The organism is Mesorhizobium sp. M7A.F.Ca.US.010.02.1.1 (assembly GCF_004023085.1).
Lineage (GTDB): Bacteria > Pseudomonadota > Alphaproteobacteria > Rhizobiales > Rhizobiaceae > Mesorhizobium.
In genome coordinates this window covers 1-15,641 of the sequence record NZ_RZRV01000049.1, presented here as the reverse complement: position 1 = coordinate 15,641, position 15,641 = coordinate 1, and the positions used below count along the sequence as shown (strand labels likewise).

The following is a 15,641-nucleotide window of genomic DNA, read 5'->3' as shown; positions in this document are numbered from 1 at the left end:
ATAGCGTTTCACCTCGCCTGGGCATTGGCTTGCTGATCTTGCCGCACTGGCTCGGCCCGCGGCCGTCTGGCCAGAAGGAGAACCGCGAACCTGGCCGCGCCGAGCAAATTCATGGCGACGATCGGCCAGTGCGGCAGGTTGAGTTCACGATCGAAGGCGGGGCCTCCCGCCAATTCCCGGATAGCCCCTCTTGCGGCCCAGCAGAAATGGCGAAGCAGCCAGGGCGCATGGCGAATATGCTTCAGGCAGAGCCCGCCATTGCCCAGGCTGTAGTCGCGGTGGAGCTTTTCGATGGCTTTGCGATCCCGCCGGCCATGATGATGGAATATCGTCATATCAGGCACATACTCGACTGCGATGCCGAGCAGCATCGCGCGCACGAGATAATCGGTATCCTCGGCCGACCGCAATGGTCCGCCCGCGCCGAAGCGTTCGTCGAAATAGCCGATGCGGGCCGCGACGTCGCGGTGCATCGTCATGTTGCAGCCCAGCACGAAACCGCCGGGATGAACATCTGGCGTCAGCCGCTCGCGCGCCCACGACCGCTTGATGGTGAACGGCAAATCCCTGGCATCGCCAAGCTCGACACGTCCGCCCCGGATGAGCCATTGTTCCCCGGACGCATAGTGTCGCTCCAGATCGCGCAAATAGTCGCGATGGACCGCGCAGTCATCGTCGACGAAGACCAGCACACGGCCGCGCGCGCGCCGCAGCCCGGCGTTGCGCGCGGCCGCCAGTCCGGGGCGCGGCTCGCAGACCGGCGTGAACGGAATGTCCGACGCAGCGGCGATGCTGGCCAGGCGTTCGGCCGTGCGGTCGCTCGAACCGTTGTCGACGACCACGAGTTCGGCGGCGAAGCCGGCATGTGCGCGGCACGCGGCTTGCACCGACTTGATACAGGCATCGAGCACGGCGACGCGATTGCGCGTGCAGATGATGAAGCTGACTTCCGGCGCCGCTCGTTCCGGGCGGGGACCGGCCGGGGCAGGGCCAAGCGCCGTCGAACGATCGCGCTGCAGAGGTTGGTTGGCTTTGACGATCATGCCCCTAACTCAACCGATGAGACGCCAGAACCGCCGCGGCGGGCGCGGATTTGAAGAAGTATGCCATGGCATCGGCTTGTCTGGCGGCCGACAGCGAGGCAAGGCTGAGCCAGGGCGCCCAGGCGCCGGGCCGCAGCGCATATTGCTCGCGGCGCCGGATGGCATTCCATTTCGCGGTCCGCGTCAGCAATTCATGCGTCAGCGCGGGCTGCTTTTCGTCGGCCACCAGCTGGTAGAGGAAATAGAACAGGTTCAGCGCGCCGGCCTCGAAGCTCGGCCGCGTCGCCGCCGGCAGCGAGCGGATTTCCTCCTCCAGCGCGACGATGAAGCCGGCCGCACGGGCAACCGTGTCGTGGCTGACCGCGTCGCCAATGTCGCGCAGGTCCCGCGTGGCCTGCGCCAGGCCCTCGCGCTCGAGGTTCTCGGCCACGATCCGCAAATGCGTCCTGCGCATCTCCTTGACGTGCCGGCTGGTCACGCTTGCCTGATGGACGCGGTACACGACCAGGTTTTCGGGCATCATGGCTGCCGGGTAGCGGCTGGCCAGCCGCCTGAAAAGATCGAAATCCTCGGCGTGCCTGTAGGCCTGGTCGTAGTGGAGAACGCTGTCGTCGACGACCTTCCTGTTGTAGACGACTGTCGGGTGCATGAAGATTGTGAAGAACATCGCCAATATCGGGATGCGGCCGAACTGGAACACCGGATCGGGCCTGCCGATGGCGATGCGGCCGCGGATCAACATGTCGACGCCGGCGCCGCAGAAGCCCAGTTCGGGCCGCCGCTCGAACAGCGCCACCTGGCGCGACAAACGCCAGGGATAGGCGACGTCGTCGGCGTCCATCCGCGCGACCAGTTCGCCCCGGGCGAGCGCCAGCCCTTCGTTGAGCGTCGCGACAAGGCCGCGGTTTTCGCGCGAGACGATCGAAATGCGGCTATCGGCCTTTTGGCAGCGCTCGAGTATCTCGAGCGAATTGTCGGTCGAGCCGTCATCGATCGCGATGATCTCCAGGCGGCCGTAATCCTGCCGCAGGATGCTTCCCAGCGCGGTGGCGAGATAGGGACCGGCATTGTAGACCGGCAACAGGACGGAGACGAGCGGCGCGGCGGTCATCGTCCTGCATCCGTGCGCTGGAGTTCGAGCGCCGGTGTGCGGCCATCGGGCGGTCCGACGGCCGCCGTCGCGAGCCAGCCGCCATGGCTGCCCTGTGCGGAGCGGGTGCGCGCGACATAGGGGAAGTAGCGCTTCAGGCTGTTGAGCGGCCTCTCGAAAACCACCCAGGAAATCCAGGCCGCGACAATCGTGGCGGCGCCCGCGACAAGGAATCGCCCTGGCCCTTGCTCCGAGACGTTGAGCGGAATCCAGGGCTGCGCCTTGACGGCGAGCGACAGCAATATCGGATGGTAGAGATAGATGCCGTAGCTGATGCGGCCGAGGCCAAGCAGCGGCGGCAGTTCGGCAAGCTTGCCCAGGATGCCGCCAAGGCCGCGCGAACAGGCGGCTACGATGACCATCAGTGGCACCAGGGGCAGGACCTGCCGCACGAGCCAGTGGGTCCATTCCAGCATCGGATCGGCAGGCGCTGGCACAAACCACTCGATGACAAGGAATGCGGCCGCGAAGCCAGGCCAGCCCAGTCGCATCCAATGCGGCAGGGCCGCCCCCCTGGACCGCCAGCAGGCAAGCAGCGCGCCCGTCGCCAGCGCATCCATGGACGCCGGCGGCAGCAGGTCGCGCGCCAGCGCCGGCGTGGCGGTGATCGGCCAATAGAAGCGATAGGCCAGCGACAGTGCGATGACGCCGATGCAGATCTGTTCGAAGCGGCGGCGTGGGGCCAAAAGGACGACCAGCGGCCAGGCAAGATAGAACTGCTCCTCGATGCTCAGGCTCCAGAAATGGCACAGCACCCAAGGGTTCCAGTCATTGCGCAGCGCATACCAGAAATTCGACAGGTAAAGCGCATGCCAGACCAGCGATCCCCTGGATTGGTCCAGGTCGACCAGCCAGACGAAACCCAGGACGGCAAAATAGGGCGGAAATATCCGCAAGCCTCGCCTGATATAGAAGGATCGCAGCGCGGGGCCGGTCTCGAATTCGGCGGCCGAACGCGCGTCCAGGAGCAGGCGCGTGATGAGGAAGCCGCTCAGCACGAAGAACAGCCGCACGCCGATATGGCCCCAGAATGAAGATCCTCCAGCGGCGAAGAAATGGGAATACAACACCATCGTCACGGCGATGGCTCTCAACGCATCAAGTTGGACGTCGCGGGCGCTTCCCATCAGCGGCTTCCGCGGCATTGATGTCCGCGACGTATCCGCCAGCCGGTCGTTTCGGGCACCAGGCGGACGAGATCCGCCAGGGCACCGGCACCGTCAAACCTTCGCTTTGCGGGTCCGATCGCGGCGAGTCCGATCGGGCCGGGCTCGAAATCGACGGACGAACAGCACAAGTTGGTCAACGTGCCGGAATCCTCCACAGCGTATGTCCAGTCGCAAACGAACCCCAAAGGAATGGTTCGGCCACCCTATTGTGCGGCGCAACACAAAAAATCTACCGGGATGAAATACTTATGTGAGCAAGCGCTAAAGATTCCTGCTTCGGCTGATTGGGAGGACGTCGTAGGCTGACGCAATAAGATAGGCCTAATCTTTTGTTAAACCAGGCGAAATTTCGGAGTCTGTGTTTTTTGCCGAGGGGATTGGCTCTGGTTACGCCGAGAAATGGGCTGGAACCATTGGCTTTGCGCGGTGCAGCATCGTCGCCGTCTTTTTCTTGCCGTAAGGCTCACTGCTCCCGAGGCAGGCATTCCGTCCAACGGGAACTCGCACGTAACGCTCCTCACACTCCCTCGAACACCACCGTCTGTTCCAGCCCGCCGCCCCGGCGGTTTTGCAGCGTCACGATGCCGCCGTAGCGCTCGATGATTTCCTTGGCGATGGCGAGGCCAAGACCGGCTCCGGGGACGGATTGCAGGCGGCCGGGGTCGACGCGGAAGAAGGGCTCGAACGCCTTGTTCAGGAGTTCCGTGGGTATGCCCGGGCCATGGTCAGATATGGTCAGCACGGCGCGATTGTCGGCTGCGGCCAGGTCGATGCGGCACGCCTTGCCATGGGTGGCGGCGTTGACGATCAGGTTGCGCAAGGCGCGGCGCAGGCCAAGCGCGCCGGCCCGCACGCAAACCTTGTCCAGGTGCCCGATCGAGACGGCATGGCCGAGCGATACCATCTCGGCTTCGATATCGCGCACCGTCTTTGCCAGGTCGACCGGTTCGACGGCGTCCTGGTTCACTTCTTCGCGCACCAGGCGGATGGCGCTATCGGCGATGCGGTCGAGTTCGTCGAGGTCGTGAAGCCATTTGTCGCGTTCGTCGTCGAGGAATTCGGCGCGCAGCCGCATGCGCGTCATCGGCGTTCGCAGATCATGGCCGGCGGCGGCGACCAGCCGCATTCGGCTTTCCATGGCGGTCCGCAGCCGCGACGAGAGCTGGTTCAGCGCATGCGCGGTAGCCTTGACCTCGGCCGAGCCCACTTCCGGCACCGCCGCCAGCACGCCGTCCGATCCGATCTTGGAGACGGCGGCCTCCAGCATCTCGAGCGGGCGGATCAGCACCGAGGTGAAATAGACCGACACCGCCGTGGCGCCGGCGACGATCAGCGAGATCCAGCCGGCCAAGACCAGCCATTCGCGCCTTGGCGGCTTGAGATGCGGCACCTCCATGATCGCCCAGCGGCGGTCAGGCAGGTGCATCGATGCGATCTGGCCGGGTTCGTCCGTCTTCTCGTTGACGACCGCCGGAAAGTCGAGGCCACGGCGGTGCAGGATGTCATTGAGCATCGCCGTTTCCGCACGAGCCACCTTGCCGCCCGCCGGATGGTCGGCGAATTGCACCCGCAGGACGTCGGGGATCGGCCCCGGCAAAAGCCGCACCACCAGTTCCATCTGTTGGGCAATCCAGGGCACGGTCAGTTCCGGCGGCGGTCCGCCGCCGCGCACGCTGATGATGGCGGCCGTCGCCAGGCCGACGACGCCGACGATCGAGGCGACCAGCAGCAGGATGAGACGGCGGCGCAGCGAGTTCACGCGTGGCTCTCCACGGTGTCGACGCGCGCGGTGAGTTGGTAGCCGCCATTGCGCACGGTCTTGAACAGCGGCCCGTCGCCGGTGTCGGAAAATTTGCGGCGCAGCCGGCTCACCAGCACATCGACCGAACGCTCCAGCGGGTCGCGCTCGCGGCCTTGCGTCAGGTCGAGAAGCTGGTCGCGCGATAAAAGCCGGCCGGGACGGTCGAGAAACACCTGCAAGAGGTCGAACTCGGCGCCCGTAAGGTCGACGGCCACGCCTTGTGCATCCGTCACCTTGCGGGTGTCCGGCTCCAGCCTGTAGCCGGCGAAGCGGTAGGTACGCGCGCGCGGGGAGGCGGGCGCCTCCTCGGGAGCCGAGCGCCTGAGCACGGCACGGATGCGGGCAATGAGCTCACGCGGGTTGAACGGCTTGCCGAGATAGTCGTCGGCGCCGAGTTCCAGGCCGATGATGCGGTCGACATCTTCTTTCAGCGCCGTCAGCAGGATGACCGGGATATGCGGCTTGCGGTCACGCAAGGCCCGGCAGATATCGAGCCCCGAGCCGTCCGGCAGCATGACGTCGAGCACGATCAGGTCGAACTGGCCCGCGCCCAGCCTCTGTTCGCATTCGCGCCGGTCCGCCGCAGCTGTGACACGAAAGCCCTGGCTGTCGAGATAGCGCTGGAGAAGCGTCCTGATCTCGCGGTCGTCGTCGACGACGAGGATATGGGGTTGTGACTGCATGACCGTGCCCTTGCCTTGGCCGCGATTATAGGGAGAGCCGCATCCAAGCGGCACGGAAAATTGCAACTGAATGTTTCCGGCAGGCCGTGGGAAACATTCAGTTACAAATTGCCCTCTTGCGGAAACCTTCGGCAATACGCCGACGCGAAGCGGACAAATACGCTTCCTATCCTCTCATTTGTCCGAGCATGAGAGAAAGGAACACCGTCATGCGAAGCAGACTTCTTGCGCTCGGCCTGTTTTCCGTCGCCGCAATTCACCCCGTGCTGGCGACACAGCGCGATCCGGGTGCCGCCCCCGGCGAGCCGCCACCGGTCATGGCCCAGCAGAGTGGGGCAATGCAGGATGGACCCGATCATGGCCCGATGGCCGGACCCGGCCCGCACGGGCCGATGCGGCATGGTCCGCAGGGTTTTGGCCCGCGAGGTTTTGGACCGGAAGGCTTTGGCCCCCGCCGCATGGGTCCGCCGCCGGAATTCATGCTGGCCGCCCGGCTGGCAGCGCTCGAGACCCGCGTCGGCATCCGCTCCGAACAGCTCGACGCCTGGCGCGACTACACCAGCGCGCTGCAGGCCGTGCTGGCGCCGCCACGGCCCGATCATGGGCGGCCCGGTGGTCCTGATGGCTCCGGCAGTCCTGAAGCGAAGGGCTCCGACTCAGCCGGCCCTGACGGCAAGCGCGATCCCTTCGCCTTCCAGGAAAAACTGGCCGACGACGTCACGGCCCGCGCGGTTTCGGCCGGCAAGCTGAAAGACGCGATCGCGGCACTGCGCGCCAAGCTGACGCCCGAACAGCTCGAAATCCTCGCTTCGGCGGAACGTCCCCACGGACCACCCCCCGGTCCCTGGGGCGGTCCGCCGGATGATGCAGCCGGCCCCCGAGGTCTGCCCAACGATGGCAGTCCGCCGCCCCAGCCCGGGAACGGCTGAGAACTCTGACCGGCTGCGCCGGCCGGCCCGGTACCCAACCCGTTCTCGGGCCGGCCGGTCTCTTTCAGGGATGGCGGGCGTATCTTCGCCATCCCTATTTTTCAAATCATGCCCAGTTCAAATCAAACGGAAGCACGACGATGTGGGAAGCCATGATACTGCTGCGGCTGCTCGCGTCCGCCAGCCCGAGATTGTCACTCGACCATGCCGGACGCGGCCTGCCACTGGCTCTGCCGGCCGACACGCTGAAGGGCGCGATCCGCCTGCGCTTCGCCGCCTGGCGGCTGTCGCTTCCGCTCTCGCAGTCGCTCGACAACCATGGACATCATGACCGCAAGATCGCGTGAACTCCGGCAAGGCGCTTGGCATGTCCTCGCTGATCGGCATAATGATGTTGGTGGGCATCGCGGCCAGCTACTCGACCTTCGAGCAGCTCCGGCCGACGAGAAGGAGCGCGACATGAGCCGCTTCGAAGCATTGCTCGTCGCCGCCCGCCGACGGGTGCGGCCTATCATCATATGGATCGGCATGCCCTCGACCAAGCGGTCCATTGCCAGCGCGTACGCAACTCCAGGGAAAGATCCAGGCCATGATTTCCAAGTCTAGCCAGCCTCGTTTTTCGGCGCGTCGTCTGGCGCCCTGGGCCGCGATGTTCGCCGCCACTCTTCTGCTGGCGTCCTGCTCGCAGGAGGGCAGCGCCCCCGCCGGCATGGGCGCGCCCGGCAAACCGGAAGTCGGCGTCGTCACCTTGCATCCGCAATCGGTGGCAATCACCGCCGAGCTGTCGGGACGCACGGCGGCCTCGCTGGTTGCCGAGGTGCGCCCGCAAGTGAACGGCATCATCCAGCAGCGCCTGTTCAAGGAGGGCAGCGAGGTGGCGGCGGGACAGCCGCTCTACCTCATCGATCCGGCGAGCTACAAGGCGTCGTATGACAGCGCGGTCGCCGCACAGCAGAAGGCGCAAGCGGCGGTGCCCACCGCACAGGCCAAGTTCGACCGTTATGCCGGTCTGTTGAAGCAGAACGTTGTTTCCAAACAGGATTATGACGATGCCGCCGCCACGCTGGCACAGGCGCAAGCCGATGTCGCCTCGGCCAAGGCCAGTGCCGAGACCGCGCGCATCAGCCTCGACCGGACCTCGATCACCGCGCCGATCGCCGGGCGCATCGACAAGTCCACGCTGACGCCGGGTGCGCTGGTGACCGCCAACCAGGACACTGTGCTGACGACCATTCGTGCCCTCGATCCGATCAATGTCGACGTCACACAGTCGAGCACCAACCTGCTCAATCTGCGCCAGGCGATCTCGGAAGGGCGGCTGAAGTTCAGCGGCCCCAATGTCAGCGTCAAGCTGAAGCTCGAGAACGGCACCATCTACACGCAGACCGGCAAGCTGGAATTCGCCGGCGCCAATGTCGACCAGACCACCGGCACCTTCGCGCTCAGAGCCGAGTTTCCCAATCCCGATCGCCTGCTTTTGCCCGGCATGTATGTGCGGGCGCTGGTCGAGGAGGGCGTCGCGCAGAATAGTTTCCTGGTGCCGCAGCGCGCCGTCAGCCGCAACACCAAGGGCGAGGCCACCGCCATGGTCATCAATGCGCAGGGCAAGGTCGAGACGCGCGTGCTCGCAGTGCGCAACAGCGTCGGCAACAACTGGCTGGTGGATTCGGGTGTCGGCGACGGCGACCGCGTCATCGTCGAGGGCATGCAGCTGGTGCGCCCCGGCGGCGACGCGACGGGCGTCGAAGTGACGATCGACGAGACGACAGGCGAGGTCAAGGACCGCGGGCAGGGCACTTCCGCCGCGCCCGCCGCGTCCAACGCTGCCAAACCGGCGCCTGCCGCCGCGGCCGGGAACTGAGCGATGTCCGTATTCTTCATCAACCGGCCGATCTTCGCCTGGGTGATCGCCATCGTGATCATGCTGGGCGGGCTTCTGGCGCTCACCTCGCTGCCGATCTCGCAATATCCGCAGATCGCGCCGACCACGGTCAATATCAGCGCAACCTATCCGGGCGCCGACGCGCAGACCGTCGAGAACTCGGTGACCAAGGTCATCGAGCAGGGCATGACCGGCATCGACAATCTCGACTACATGACGGCGACGTCGACCTCGACCGGTTCGGCCTCGATCACGCTGACCTTCACCACATCAGCCGATCCCGATACCGCCCAGGTGCAGACGCAGAACAAGCTGCAGCTGGTGCAGTCGCAGCTGCCGCAGGTGGTGCAGAGCAACGGTATCACCGTCTCCAAATCCTCGACCGGCTTCCTGATGGTCATCGGCTTCGTGTCGACCGACGGCAAGATGAACTCGACCGATCTCGCCGACTATGTCGATGCCACCGTCAACGACACGCTGAAGCGCGTCGAGGGTGTCGGCTCGACGCAGCTGTTCGGCTCCGGCTATGCCATGCGCATCTGGCTCGACCCCGACAAGCTCGCCAAATACGCCTTGATGCCGAGCGACGTGGCCTCGGCGATCGAGGCGCAGAACACGCAGGTTTCGGCCGGCCAGCTCGGCGGCCTGCCGGCGCGCAAGGGCCAGCAGCTCAATGCCACCGTGACGGCCAAGAGCCGGCTGCAGACCGCCGAACAGTTCCGCAACATCATCCTGAAGAGCCAGACGGACGGCTCGCTGGTACGCCTCAACGACGTCGCCACCGTCGAACTCGGCGCCGAAAGCTATACGACGCAGGCCAATTACAACGGCAAGCCGGCGGCGGGCGTCGCCGTCAATTTGGCGACCGGCGCCAATGCCATCAACACCGCCGAGGCGGTGCGTTCGACGATCGCCCGGCTGAGCTCGACCTTCCCGCAAGGCGTCGAGGTCGTCTATCCCTACGACACTTCGCCTTTCGTGCGGCTGTCGATCGAGGAGGTGGTCAAGACGCTGGCCGAAGCGATCGTGCTGGTGTTCCTCGTGATGTTCATTTTCCTGCAGAATTTGCGCGCCACCATCATCCCGACGATTGCCGTGCCGGTGGTGCTGCTCGGCACGTTCGGCGTGCTGTCGCTGTTCGGCTATTCCGTCAACACGCTGACCATGTTCGCCATGGTGCTGGCGATCGGCCTGCTGGTCGACGACGCCATCGTCGTGGTCGAGAATGTCGAACGCGTGATGCAGGAAGAGGGCCTGCCGCCGAAAGAGGCGACGCGCAAGTCTATGCACGAAATCACCGGCGCGCTGATCGGCATCGCCACCGTGCTTTCGGCCGTGTTCGTGCCGATGGCTTTCTTCGGCGGTTCGACCGGCATCATCTACCGGCAATTCTCGGTGACCATCGTCTCGGCGATGGTGCTGTCCGTGCTGGTCGCACTGGTGCTGACTCCCGCACTTTGCGCCACGATCCTGCGGCCGCCCAAGGACCATGCGACGCAGACCGGTCCGTTCGGCTGGTTCAACCGGGTCTTCGATCGCGGCACGCTTGCCTATCGCGACGGCTCGCACGGCATCATCAACCGGTCCTGGCGTTTCCTCGTCGTGTTCCTGGCCATCGTCGTTGCCGTGGGCTGGATGTTTGCCCGGCTGCCGAGTTCGTTCCTGCCGGAAGAGGACCAGGGCATCCTGATCACCAGCGTGCAGCTGCCGGTCGGCGCGACGCAGGATCGCACGGAGCGCGTGCTGGCAGAGGTGACCAACCATTATCTCAACCAGGAGAAGGACGTCGTCGACGGGGTGTTCACCGCCTCCGGCTTCGGCTTCGGCGGCGCAGGGCAGAATGTCGGCATCGCTTTCGTGCGGCTGAAGGATTTCGACCTGCGCAAATCGCCGGCCTCGGCCGCACAGGCAATCGCCGGCCGGGCAATGGGCGCGTTTTCGAAGATCAGGGATGCGCAGGTCTTCGCGCTCGCGCCTCCGGCCATCCAGGGCTTCGGCAACACCAACGGCTTCGACTTCTACCTGCAGGACGTCAACGGCGCCGGCCATGACGCGCTGATCCAGACGCGCAACCAGCTTCTGGCCCTGGCCGGGCAGAGCAAGCTGCTCGCCAACACAAGGCCCAACGGGCAGGAAGACCAGCCGCAATTCTCGGTCGACATCGACCAGGAAAAAGCCAGCGCGCTGGGCGTCAGCTTGGCCGACATCAACAACACGCTTTCGACCGCCTGGGGCAGCGACTACGTCAACGACTTCATCGATCGCGGGCGGGTGAAACCAGTCTATCTGCAGTCGGACCCGAACTTCCGCATGCAGCCGGAAGATTTGGACAAATGGCAGGTCCGCAATGCCAGCGGCGCGATGGTGCCGTTCTCGGCCTTTGCCTCCAGCCATTGGACATTCGGTTCGCCCAGGCTGGAGCGCTACAATGGTTCGGCGGCGGTCGAGATCCAGGGAGCGGCGGCCACGGGCGTCAGCTCGGGTGCCGCCATGGACGAGATCGACAAGCTTGTCGCGCAACTGCCCGCCGGCTATTCCCACGAATGGACAGGGCTGTCGCACCAGGAGAAGCTTTCCGGCAACCAGGCGCTGTCGCTCTATGCGATCTCGGCACTTGTGGTGTTCCTGTGCCTGGCAGCACTTTATGAGAGCTGGTCGATCCCGTTCGCGGTCATGCTGTCGGTGCCGATCGGCATCTTCGGCGCGCTGCTGGCGGCAAGCCTGTTCGGCCAGTCCAACGACGTCTATTTCAAAGTCGGCCTGCTGACCACGATCGGTCTAGCCGCCAAGAACGCCATCCTCATCGTCGAGTTCGCCATCGAGCGGCAGACCGCCGGGATGGGGCTGGTCGAGGCGACGCTGGAGGCGGCGCGACAGCGGCTGCGGCCGATCCTGATGACGTCGCTGGCCTTTATCCTCGGCGTGCTGCCGCTGGCGATTGCCAGCGGCGCGGGCTCGGGCGCGCAGAACTCGGTCGGCATCGGCGTGATGGGCGGCATGATCGCGGCGACGGTCATCGGCGTGTTCCTGGTGCCGCTATTGTTCGTCACGGTGCGACGCATCTTCAAGGGCAGGGCGGCCAAACCAGATACGGGCGAGACGCCGGTGACGGCCAACCAGCAATAAGGAAAACTTCACATGACAGGCTTGGAACGTGGCTCGGTGGCCGCGAGGCGGCTCCTTGCGCCTATGCTTACCGCTGTCCTGCTCGCGGGATGCGTCGTCGGTCCGGATTATCAGACGCCGATATTGGCGATGCCTGCAAGCTGGAGCGGCCAGAAGCCGACAAAGCCTGCCCTGCCGGCGCAACTGTCGAAATGGTGGCAGCGGCTGCGCGATCCCGAGTTGAACACGCTTGTCGAGGAAGCGGTTGCCGGTAATCTCGATGTCGCCACCGCCAAGGCCAGGATCCGCGAGGCGCGCGCCAGCTATCGCCAGAGTGCCGGCACGTTGCTGCCGTCGGCCGACGGCTCCGGCTCGGTCTCCCGCAACAAGTCGTCAGAAGCCACGTCAGGCTCTGATGCCACCTACAGCGAGTATCAGGCCGGCTTTGACGCCAGCTGGGAACTCGACCTGTTCGGCGCCAACCGCAGGGGCGTCGAGGCCGCGCGTTACGGGCTGGACGCCTCACAGGAGGAACTGCGCTCGACGCTTCTCACCCTGGTCGGTGATGTCGCTTCCTATTATGCCCAGGCGCGCGGCTACCAGGCCCGCATCGCGCTCGCCCGCCGTTCGGTCGCGTCGCAAAGGCAGACCGCCGAACTTACCCGCACCATGGCTCAGGCGGGCACGGCGACCGCCGCCGATGTCGCCAAGGCGATGGGGCAGGCAGCGAGCACCGAAGCCGCGGTGCCGACGCTGGAGGCAAGCTATGCCCAGGCCGTGCATCGTCTCGCGGTGCTGGCCGGCCGGCCGCCTGCCTCGCTCAACGAGCGGCTGAAGCGGGTCGCCCCAATCCCTGCACCACGCCTGCCGATGCCCACCGGAATTCCCGCCGACCTCCTGCTGTCGCGGCCCGATTTGCGCATGGCGGAGCGCCAATATGCGCAATACACCGCCAAGGTCGGCCAGGCCGAAGCCGCCCGTTATCCCTCGGTCAGCCTGACGGGAGACATCAGCACGGCGGCGCTGAAGCTCGGCGATCTCGGCAAGAATTCGTCGATTGGCTGGTCGTTCGGGCCGACGCTCAGCGTGCCGGTGTTCAATGCCGGTCAATTGCAGGCCGCCGTCGAGGTCGCCAAGGCGCAGCGCGATCAATATTTCATCGCATACCGGTCTTCGGTGCTGACGGCGCTCGAGGATGTCGAGAATGCGCTGGTGCTGTTGTCACAGGAGCGCATCCGGATCGGCAAGCTCGCCTCGTCGGCGAGGTCCTATGGCGAGGCGGCAAGTCTCGAAGGCACGCTCTACAAGGCCGGCGAGACAAGCCTTCTCGATGTGCTCGACGCCCAGCGCTCTCTCTACTCGGCCGAGGACTCGCTGCTGCAAAGCCGCGTCCTGCTGGCGATCAACTACATCGCCCTCAACAAGGCGCTCGGCGGCGGTTGGGACGGCGCGGTGGACAGTGCCAAGCCGGAGATCGTCGACGTCAAGACCGGTCCACGGCTGGCGTCGAAGCCGGCCTCGTGAGCGGGCCTCGGTCAAGTATTTCGACGCGGCTACGCAGATTTCGAGATTGTGCGACACACCGCTCGTGGCGGCGCGTGAAATGCCGGCTCGTGCTTTGGCGATGGCGGGGAGATCGCATCGCTGTTATTGATGGTGATCACACAGCACAGGCGTCGCAGATGACATCCGATACACAGAAGGCCGAAGCGGTCGGGCAGCTGCTCGAAACGCCGGACCTTGCCAGCGCGCTGGAAAGCGAACAGTTCAAGAAGTTCCTCGACCAGGTGCCGATCGCCATTGCCGTCTCCGACCTCGGTGCGAAGGAGCGTGTCGTCTATGCCAATCCGGAATTCGAGAAACTGTCCGGCCTCAAGGCGGCGACGCTCGCTCGGCAACACTGGGCGGCGCTTTCCGGCACCGGCCTGCACAAGCAGAAGGGCCGGCCGCTGTTCGAGGCCGTGGTCGAGGACACCGATTTCATCGGCACGTTCCGGCTGGAGCGGAAGGAAGACCAACAGGCGATCGTCGACGTCTATTCCAATGTCATCGAGGACGACAATGGCAAGGCCTGCTTCCGGCTGGTGGCGCTGGTCGACGTCTCTGCCCATGGCGAAACCGAAGATGCGCGATCGATCGATGAGCGCATCCGCGAGAAGGACACGCTGCTGCGCGAACTGCAGCACCGGGTGAAGAACAATCTGCAGATGATCACCGCACTGATCCGGATGGAGACGCGAAACGCGGCCGAGCCGGACCAGAAGCGTTTCGAGAGGCTGGCAGGGCGCGTCGACGCGCTGGCGATCCTCTACCAGACGCTGTCGGGGGACGATGGCAAGGATGAGGTCGATCTCGGCGTCTATCTCAGCCAGATCGCGTCGGCGGTGATGAACTCGCATGCGGTCGAGGGCATCCGCCTCGACATGAAGGTCGACACCTATCCGGTGTCGATCAATGTCGCCATGCCGACCGGACTGGTGGTGAACGAACTTTTGACCAATGCGCTCAAACATGCCTTCCAGGGGCGAGACGGCGGCACGATCACGCTGCACAGCATCGTCGACGGTGATGGCTGCCGCATCGTGATCGCCGATGACGGCATCGGCCTGCCGGACGGCGAGACCTGGCCCAAGAGCGGCAAGCTCGGCGCGCTGATCGCCCGCTCGCTAACCGAGAATGCCAGGGCGGAGTTCGACGTGCAGTCGAGCGCTGCCGAGGGTACGCGGGTCACCATCGTCTTCAAGCGCTCGGCTGCCACCGCCTAAAGCGTTGTCGTTGCGCTCTCACACCTACAGGATCATCTCCAGCTATTCCTTGTCCGCCGCGGCAATGAACGCTTCGCGGCCGGGAGGCTCATAGCGTGCCTGCAGTCCTTGCCCCAGCAGCCAGTTGCGGCTGCCTCACGACAGGTCGGCCGGTTCGCCCTATCTCCATGCCGCCGGTCGGGTTTGGACCCGGCGGTATGGAGGATGGGATCACGTGACATCGACGCCGATTGCCAGTCGCGAAGCAGCGCCCTTGCCGGTCGCGGCACTGATGGGCGCCATGGTGTCGATCCAGATCGGCGCCACCTTCGCCAAGGGCCTGTTCCCGCAGATCGGCGCGCAAGGCACGACGACGCTCAGGCTGGTCATCGGTGCGCTGATGCTGATCGCGGTGCTGCGGCCCTGGCAGATGCGGCCCTCGCGTGCCACCATGCCGTGGCTGGTCGCCTATGGGGTGACGCTCGCCGCGCTCAATCTCCTGTTCTACGCAGCGCTGGCCAGGATTCCGCTCGGCATCGCGGTGGCGCTGGAGTTTACCGGCCCGCTTCTGGTGGCGACCTTGAGCTCGCGGCGCGCCAGCGACTTTGCCTGGATCGCGCTGGCGGTGGCCGGCATCCTGCTGTTGTCGCCCTTCGTTCATTCCCTCGCGCCGCTTGATCCGATCGGGGTGATGCTGGCGCTGGCGGCCGGCGGGTTTTGGGCGCTCTACATCGTGCTGGCCCAGAAGGCCGGCGCGGAGCTTGGCACTCGCACCACCGCCTACGGCATGGCGATCGCCGCCGTGCTGGTGCTGCCCTTCGGCGTGGCACAGGCGGGAACCGCGCTGCTGGCGCCGTCGATCCTGGTCAGCGCGCTGCTGGTCGGCCTGTTTTCCAGCGCGTTGCCATTCTTCCTTGAGATGGTGGCGCTGACCCGCATGCCGGCGCGCATCTACGGCACGCTGACCTGCCTGGAGCCGGGGCTGGGCGCACTGGCCGGCTTCCTGTTCCTGCATGAAAGCCTGACCGCAACGCAACTGGCCGGGATCGCAGCCGTCGTTGTCGCCGCCTTCGGCACGGCGCTGACATCACGGCCGCCGGTTCCATCGCCGGAGTAGGGTGGGGCGGAGTAGGGT

General features: G+C 65.4%; 12 protein-coding genes. 7 read left to right on the top strand and 5 right to left on the bottom strand.

All coding sequences use genetic code 11. From position 1 onward, the window contains the following. Nucleotides 1-8: 8 nt before the first annotated feature. The 5 genes from EOA19_RS30685 to EOA19_RS30665 form a co-directional block, all read right to left on the bottom strand. Nucleotides 9-1,043: a glycosyltransferase gene (locus EOA19_RS30685; protein ID WP_128305732.1), complete on the bottom strand. Its 1,035-nt coding sequence runs from the start codon at nucleotides 1,041-1,043 to the stop codon at nucleotides 9-11. A 4-nt stretch (nucleotides 1,044-1,047) separates the two neighbouring features. Next, nucleotides 1,048-2,154, bottom strand: coding sequence for a glycosyltransferase family A protein (locus EOA19_RS30680; RefSeq protein ID WP_128305731.1), 1,107 nt, complete (start codon nucleotides 2,152-2,154; stop codon nucleotides 1,048-1,050). Beyond that, nucleotides 2,151-3,320, bottom strand: coding sequence for an acyltransferase (locus tag EOA19_RS30675; RefSeq protein WP_128305730.1), 1,170 nt, complete (start codon nucleotides 3,318-3,320; stop codon nucleotides 2,151-2,153). The genes EOA19_RS30680 and EOA19_RS30675 overlap by 4 nt, the downstream gene beginning before the upstream one ends. A 559-nt stretch (nucleotides 3,321-3,879) precedes the next feature. Further along, nucleotides 3,880-5,121: an ATP-binding protein gene (locus tag EOA19_RS30670; RefSeq protein ID WP_128305729.1), complete on the bottom strand. Its 1,242-nt coding sequence runs from the start codon at nucleotides 5,119-5,121 to the stop codon at nucleotides 3,880-3,882. Next, on the bottom strand, nucleotides 5,118-5,846 hold the full coding sequence (locus EOA19_RS30665) for a response regulator (RefSeq protein ID WP_031213974.1): 729 nt from the start codon (nucleotides 5,844-5,846) through the stop codon (nucleotides 5,118-5,120). Before EOA19_RS30665 ends, EOA19_RS30670 begins: the two co-directional genes overlap by 4 nt. Nucleotides 5,847-6,055: 209 nt before the next feature. Here EOA19_RS30665 and EOA19_RS30660 point away from each other — a divergent pair, with 209 nt between their 5' ends. The 7 genes from EOA19_RS30660 (at nucleotide 6,056) to EOA19_RS30630 (ending at nucleotide 15,623) form a co-directional block, all read left to right on the top strand. Further along, nucleotides 6,056-6,775, top strand: a complete 720-nt coding sequence (locus EOA19_RS30660; RefSeq protein ID WP_023814319.1) for a hypothetical protein — start codon at nucleotides 6,056-6,058, stop codon at nucleotides 6,773-6,775. A gap of 140 nt (nucleotides 6,776-6,915) precedes the next feature. Beyond that, the gene (locus tag EOA19_RS30655; RefSeq protein WP_128305728.1) at nucleotides 6,916-7,122 is read left to right on the top strand and encodes a hypothetical protein; all 207 of its coding nucleotides are present in this window, start codon (nucleotides 6,916-6,918) and stop codon (nucleotides 7,120-7,122) included. 302 nt (nucleotides 7,123-7,424) lie between these two features. Continuing rightward, complete coding sequence (locus tag EOA19_RS30650; RefSeq protein ID WP_164893085.1) at nucleotides 7,425-8,636, top strand: efflux RND transporter periplasmic adaptor subunit; 1,212 nt, start codon at nucleotides 7,425-7,427, stop codon at nucleotides 8,634-8,636. Between the two features lie 3 nt (nucleotides 8,637-8,639). Next, nucleotides 8,640-11,783: an efflux RND transporter permease subunit gene (locus tag EOA19_RS30645; RefSeq protein WP_128305726.1), complete on the top strand. Its 3,144-nt coding sequence runs from the start codon at nucleotides 8,640-8,642 to the stop codon at nucleotides 11,781-11,783. Between the two features lie 12 nt (nucleotides 11,784-11,795). After that, nucleotides 11,796-13,286, top strand: coding sequence for an efflux transporter outer membrane subunit (locus EOA19_RS30640; protein ID WP_128305725.1), 1,491 nt, complete (start codon nucleotides 11,796-11,798; stop codon nucleotides 13,284-13,286). Nucleotides 13,287-13,444: 158 nt separating this feature from the next. Next, nucleotides 13,445-14,527 (top strand): histidine kinase dimerization/phosphoacceptor domain -containing protein, encoded by a 1,083-nt coding sequence (locus tag EOA19_RS30635; RefSeq protein ID WP_128305724.1) that lies wholly within the window; start codon nucleotides 13,445-13,447, stop codon nucleotides 14,525-14,527. Nucleotides 14,528-14,741: 214 nt separating this feature from the next. After that, the gene (locus EOA19_RS30630) at nucleotides 14,742-15,623 is read left to right on the top strand and encodes a DMT family transporter (RefSeq protein ID WP_031213978.1); all 882 of its coding nucleotides are present in this window, start codon (nucleotides 14,742-14,744) and stop codon (nucleotides 15,621-15,623) included. Nucleotides 15,624-15,641 lie beyond the last annotated feature (18 nt).

Excerpts from the sequence above, each read along its gene's own strand:
- EOA19_RS30685 (WP_128305732.1), bottom strand. The coding sequence starts at position 1,043 with ATGATCGTCAAAGCCAACCAACCTCTGCAGCGCGATCGTTCGACGGCG.
- EOA19_RS30635 (WP_128305724.1), top strand. The coding sequence starts at position 13,445 with ATGACATCCGATACACAGAAGGCCGAAGCGGTCGGGCAGCTGCTCGAA.
- EOA19_RS30640 (WP_128305725.1), top strand. The coding sequence starts at position 11,796 with ATGACAGGCTTGGAACGTGGCTCGGTGGCCGCGAGGCGGCTCCTTGCG.
- EOA19_RS30665 (WP_031213974.1), bottom strand. The coding sequence starts at position 5,846 with ATGCAGTCACAACCCCATATCCTCGTCGTCGACGACGACCGCGAGATC.
- EOA19_RS30680 (WP_128305731.1), bottom strand. The coding sequence starts at position 2,154 with ATGACCGCCGCGCCGCTCGTCTCCGTCCTGTTGCCGGTCTACAATGCC.
- EOA19_RS30660 (WP_023814319.1), top strand. The coding sequence starts at position 6,056 with ATGCGAAGCAGACTTCTTGCGCTCGGCCTGTTTTCCGTCGCCGCAATT.
- EOA19_RS30655 (WP_128305728.1), top strand. The coding sequence starts at position 6,916 with ATGTGGGAAGCCATGATACTGCTGCGGCTGCTCGCGTCCGCCAGCCCG.
- EOA19_RS30650 (WP_164893085.1), top strand. The coding sequence starts at position 7,425 with ATGTTCGCCGCCACTCTTCTGCTGGCGTCCTGCTCGCAGGAGGGCAGC.
- EOA19_RS30645 (WP_128305726.1), top strand. The coding sequence starts at position 8,640 with ATGTCCGTATTCTTCATCAACCGGCCGATCTTCGCCTGGGTGATCGCC.
- EOA19_RS30675 (WP_128305730.1), bottom strand. The coding sequence starts at position 3,320 with ATGGGAAGCGCCCGCGACGTCCAACTTGATGCGTTGAGAGCCATCGCC.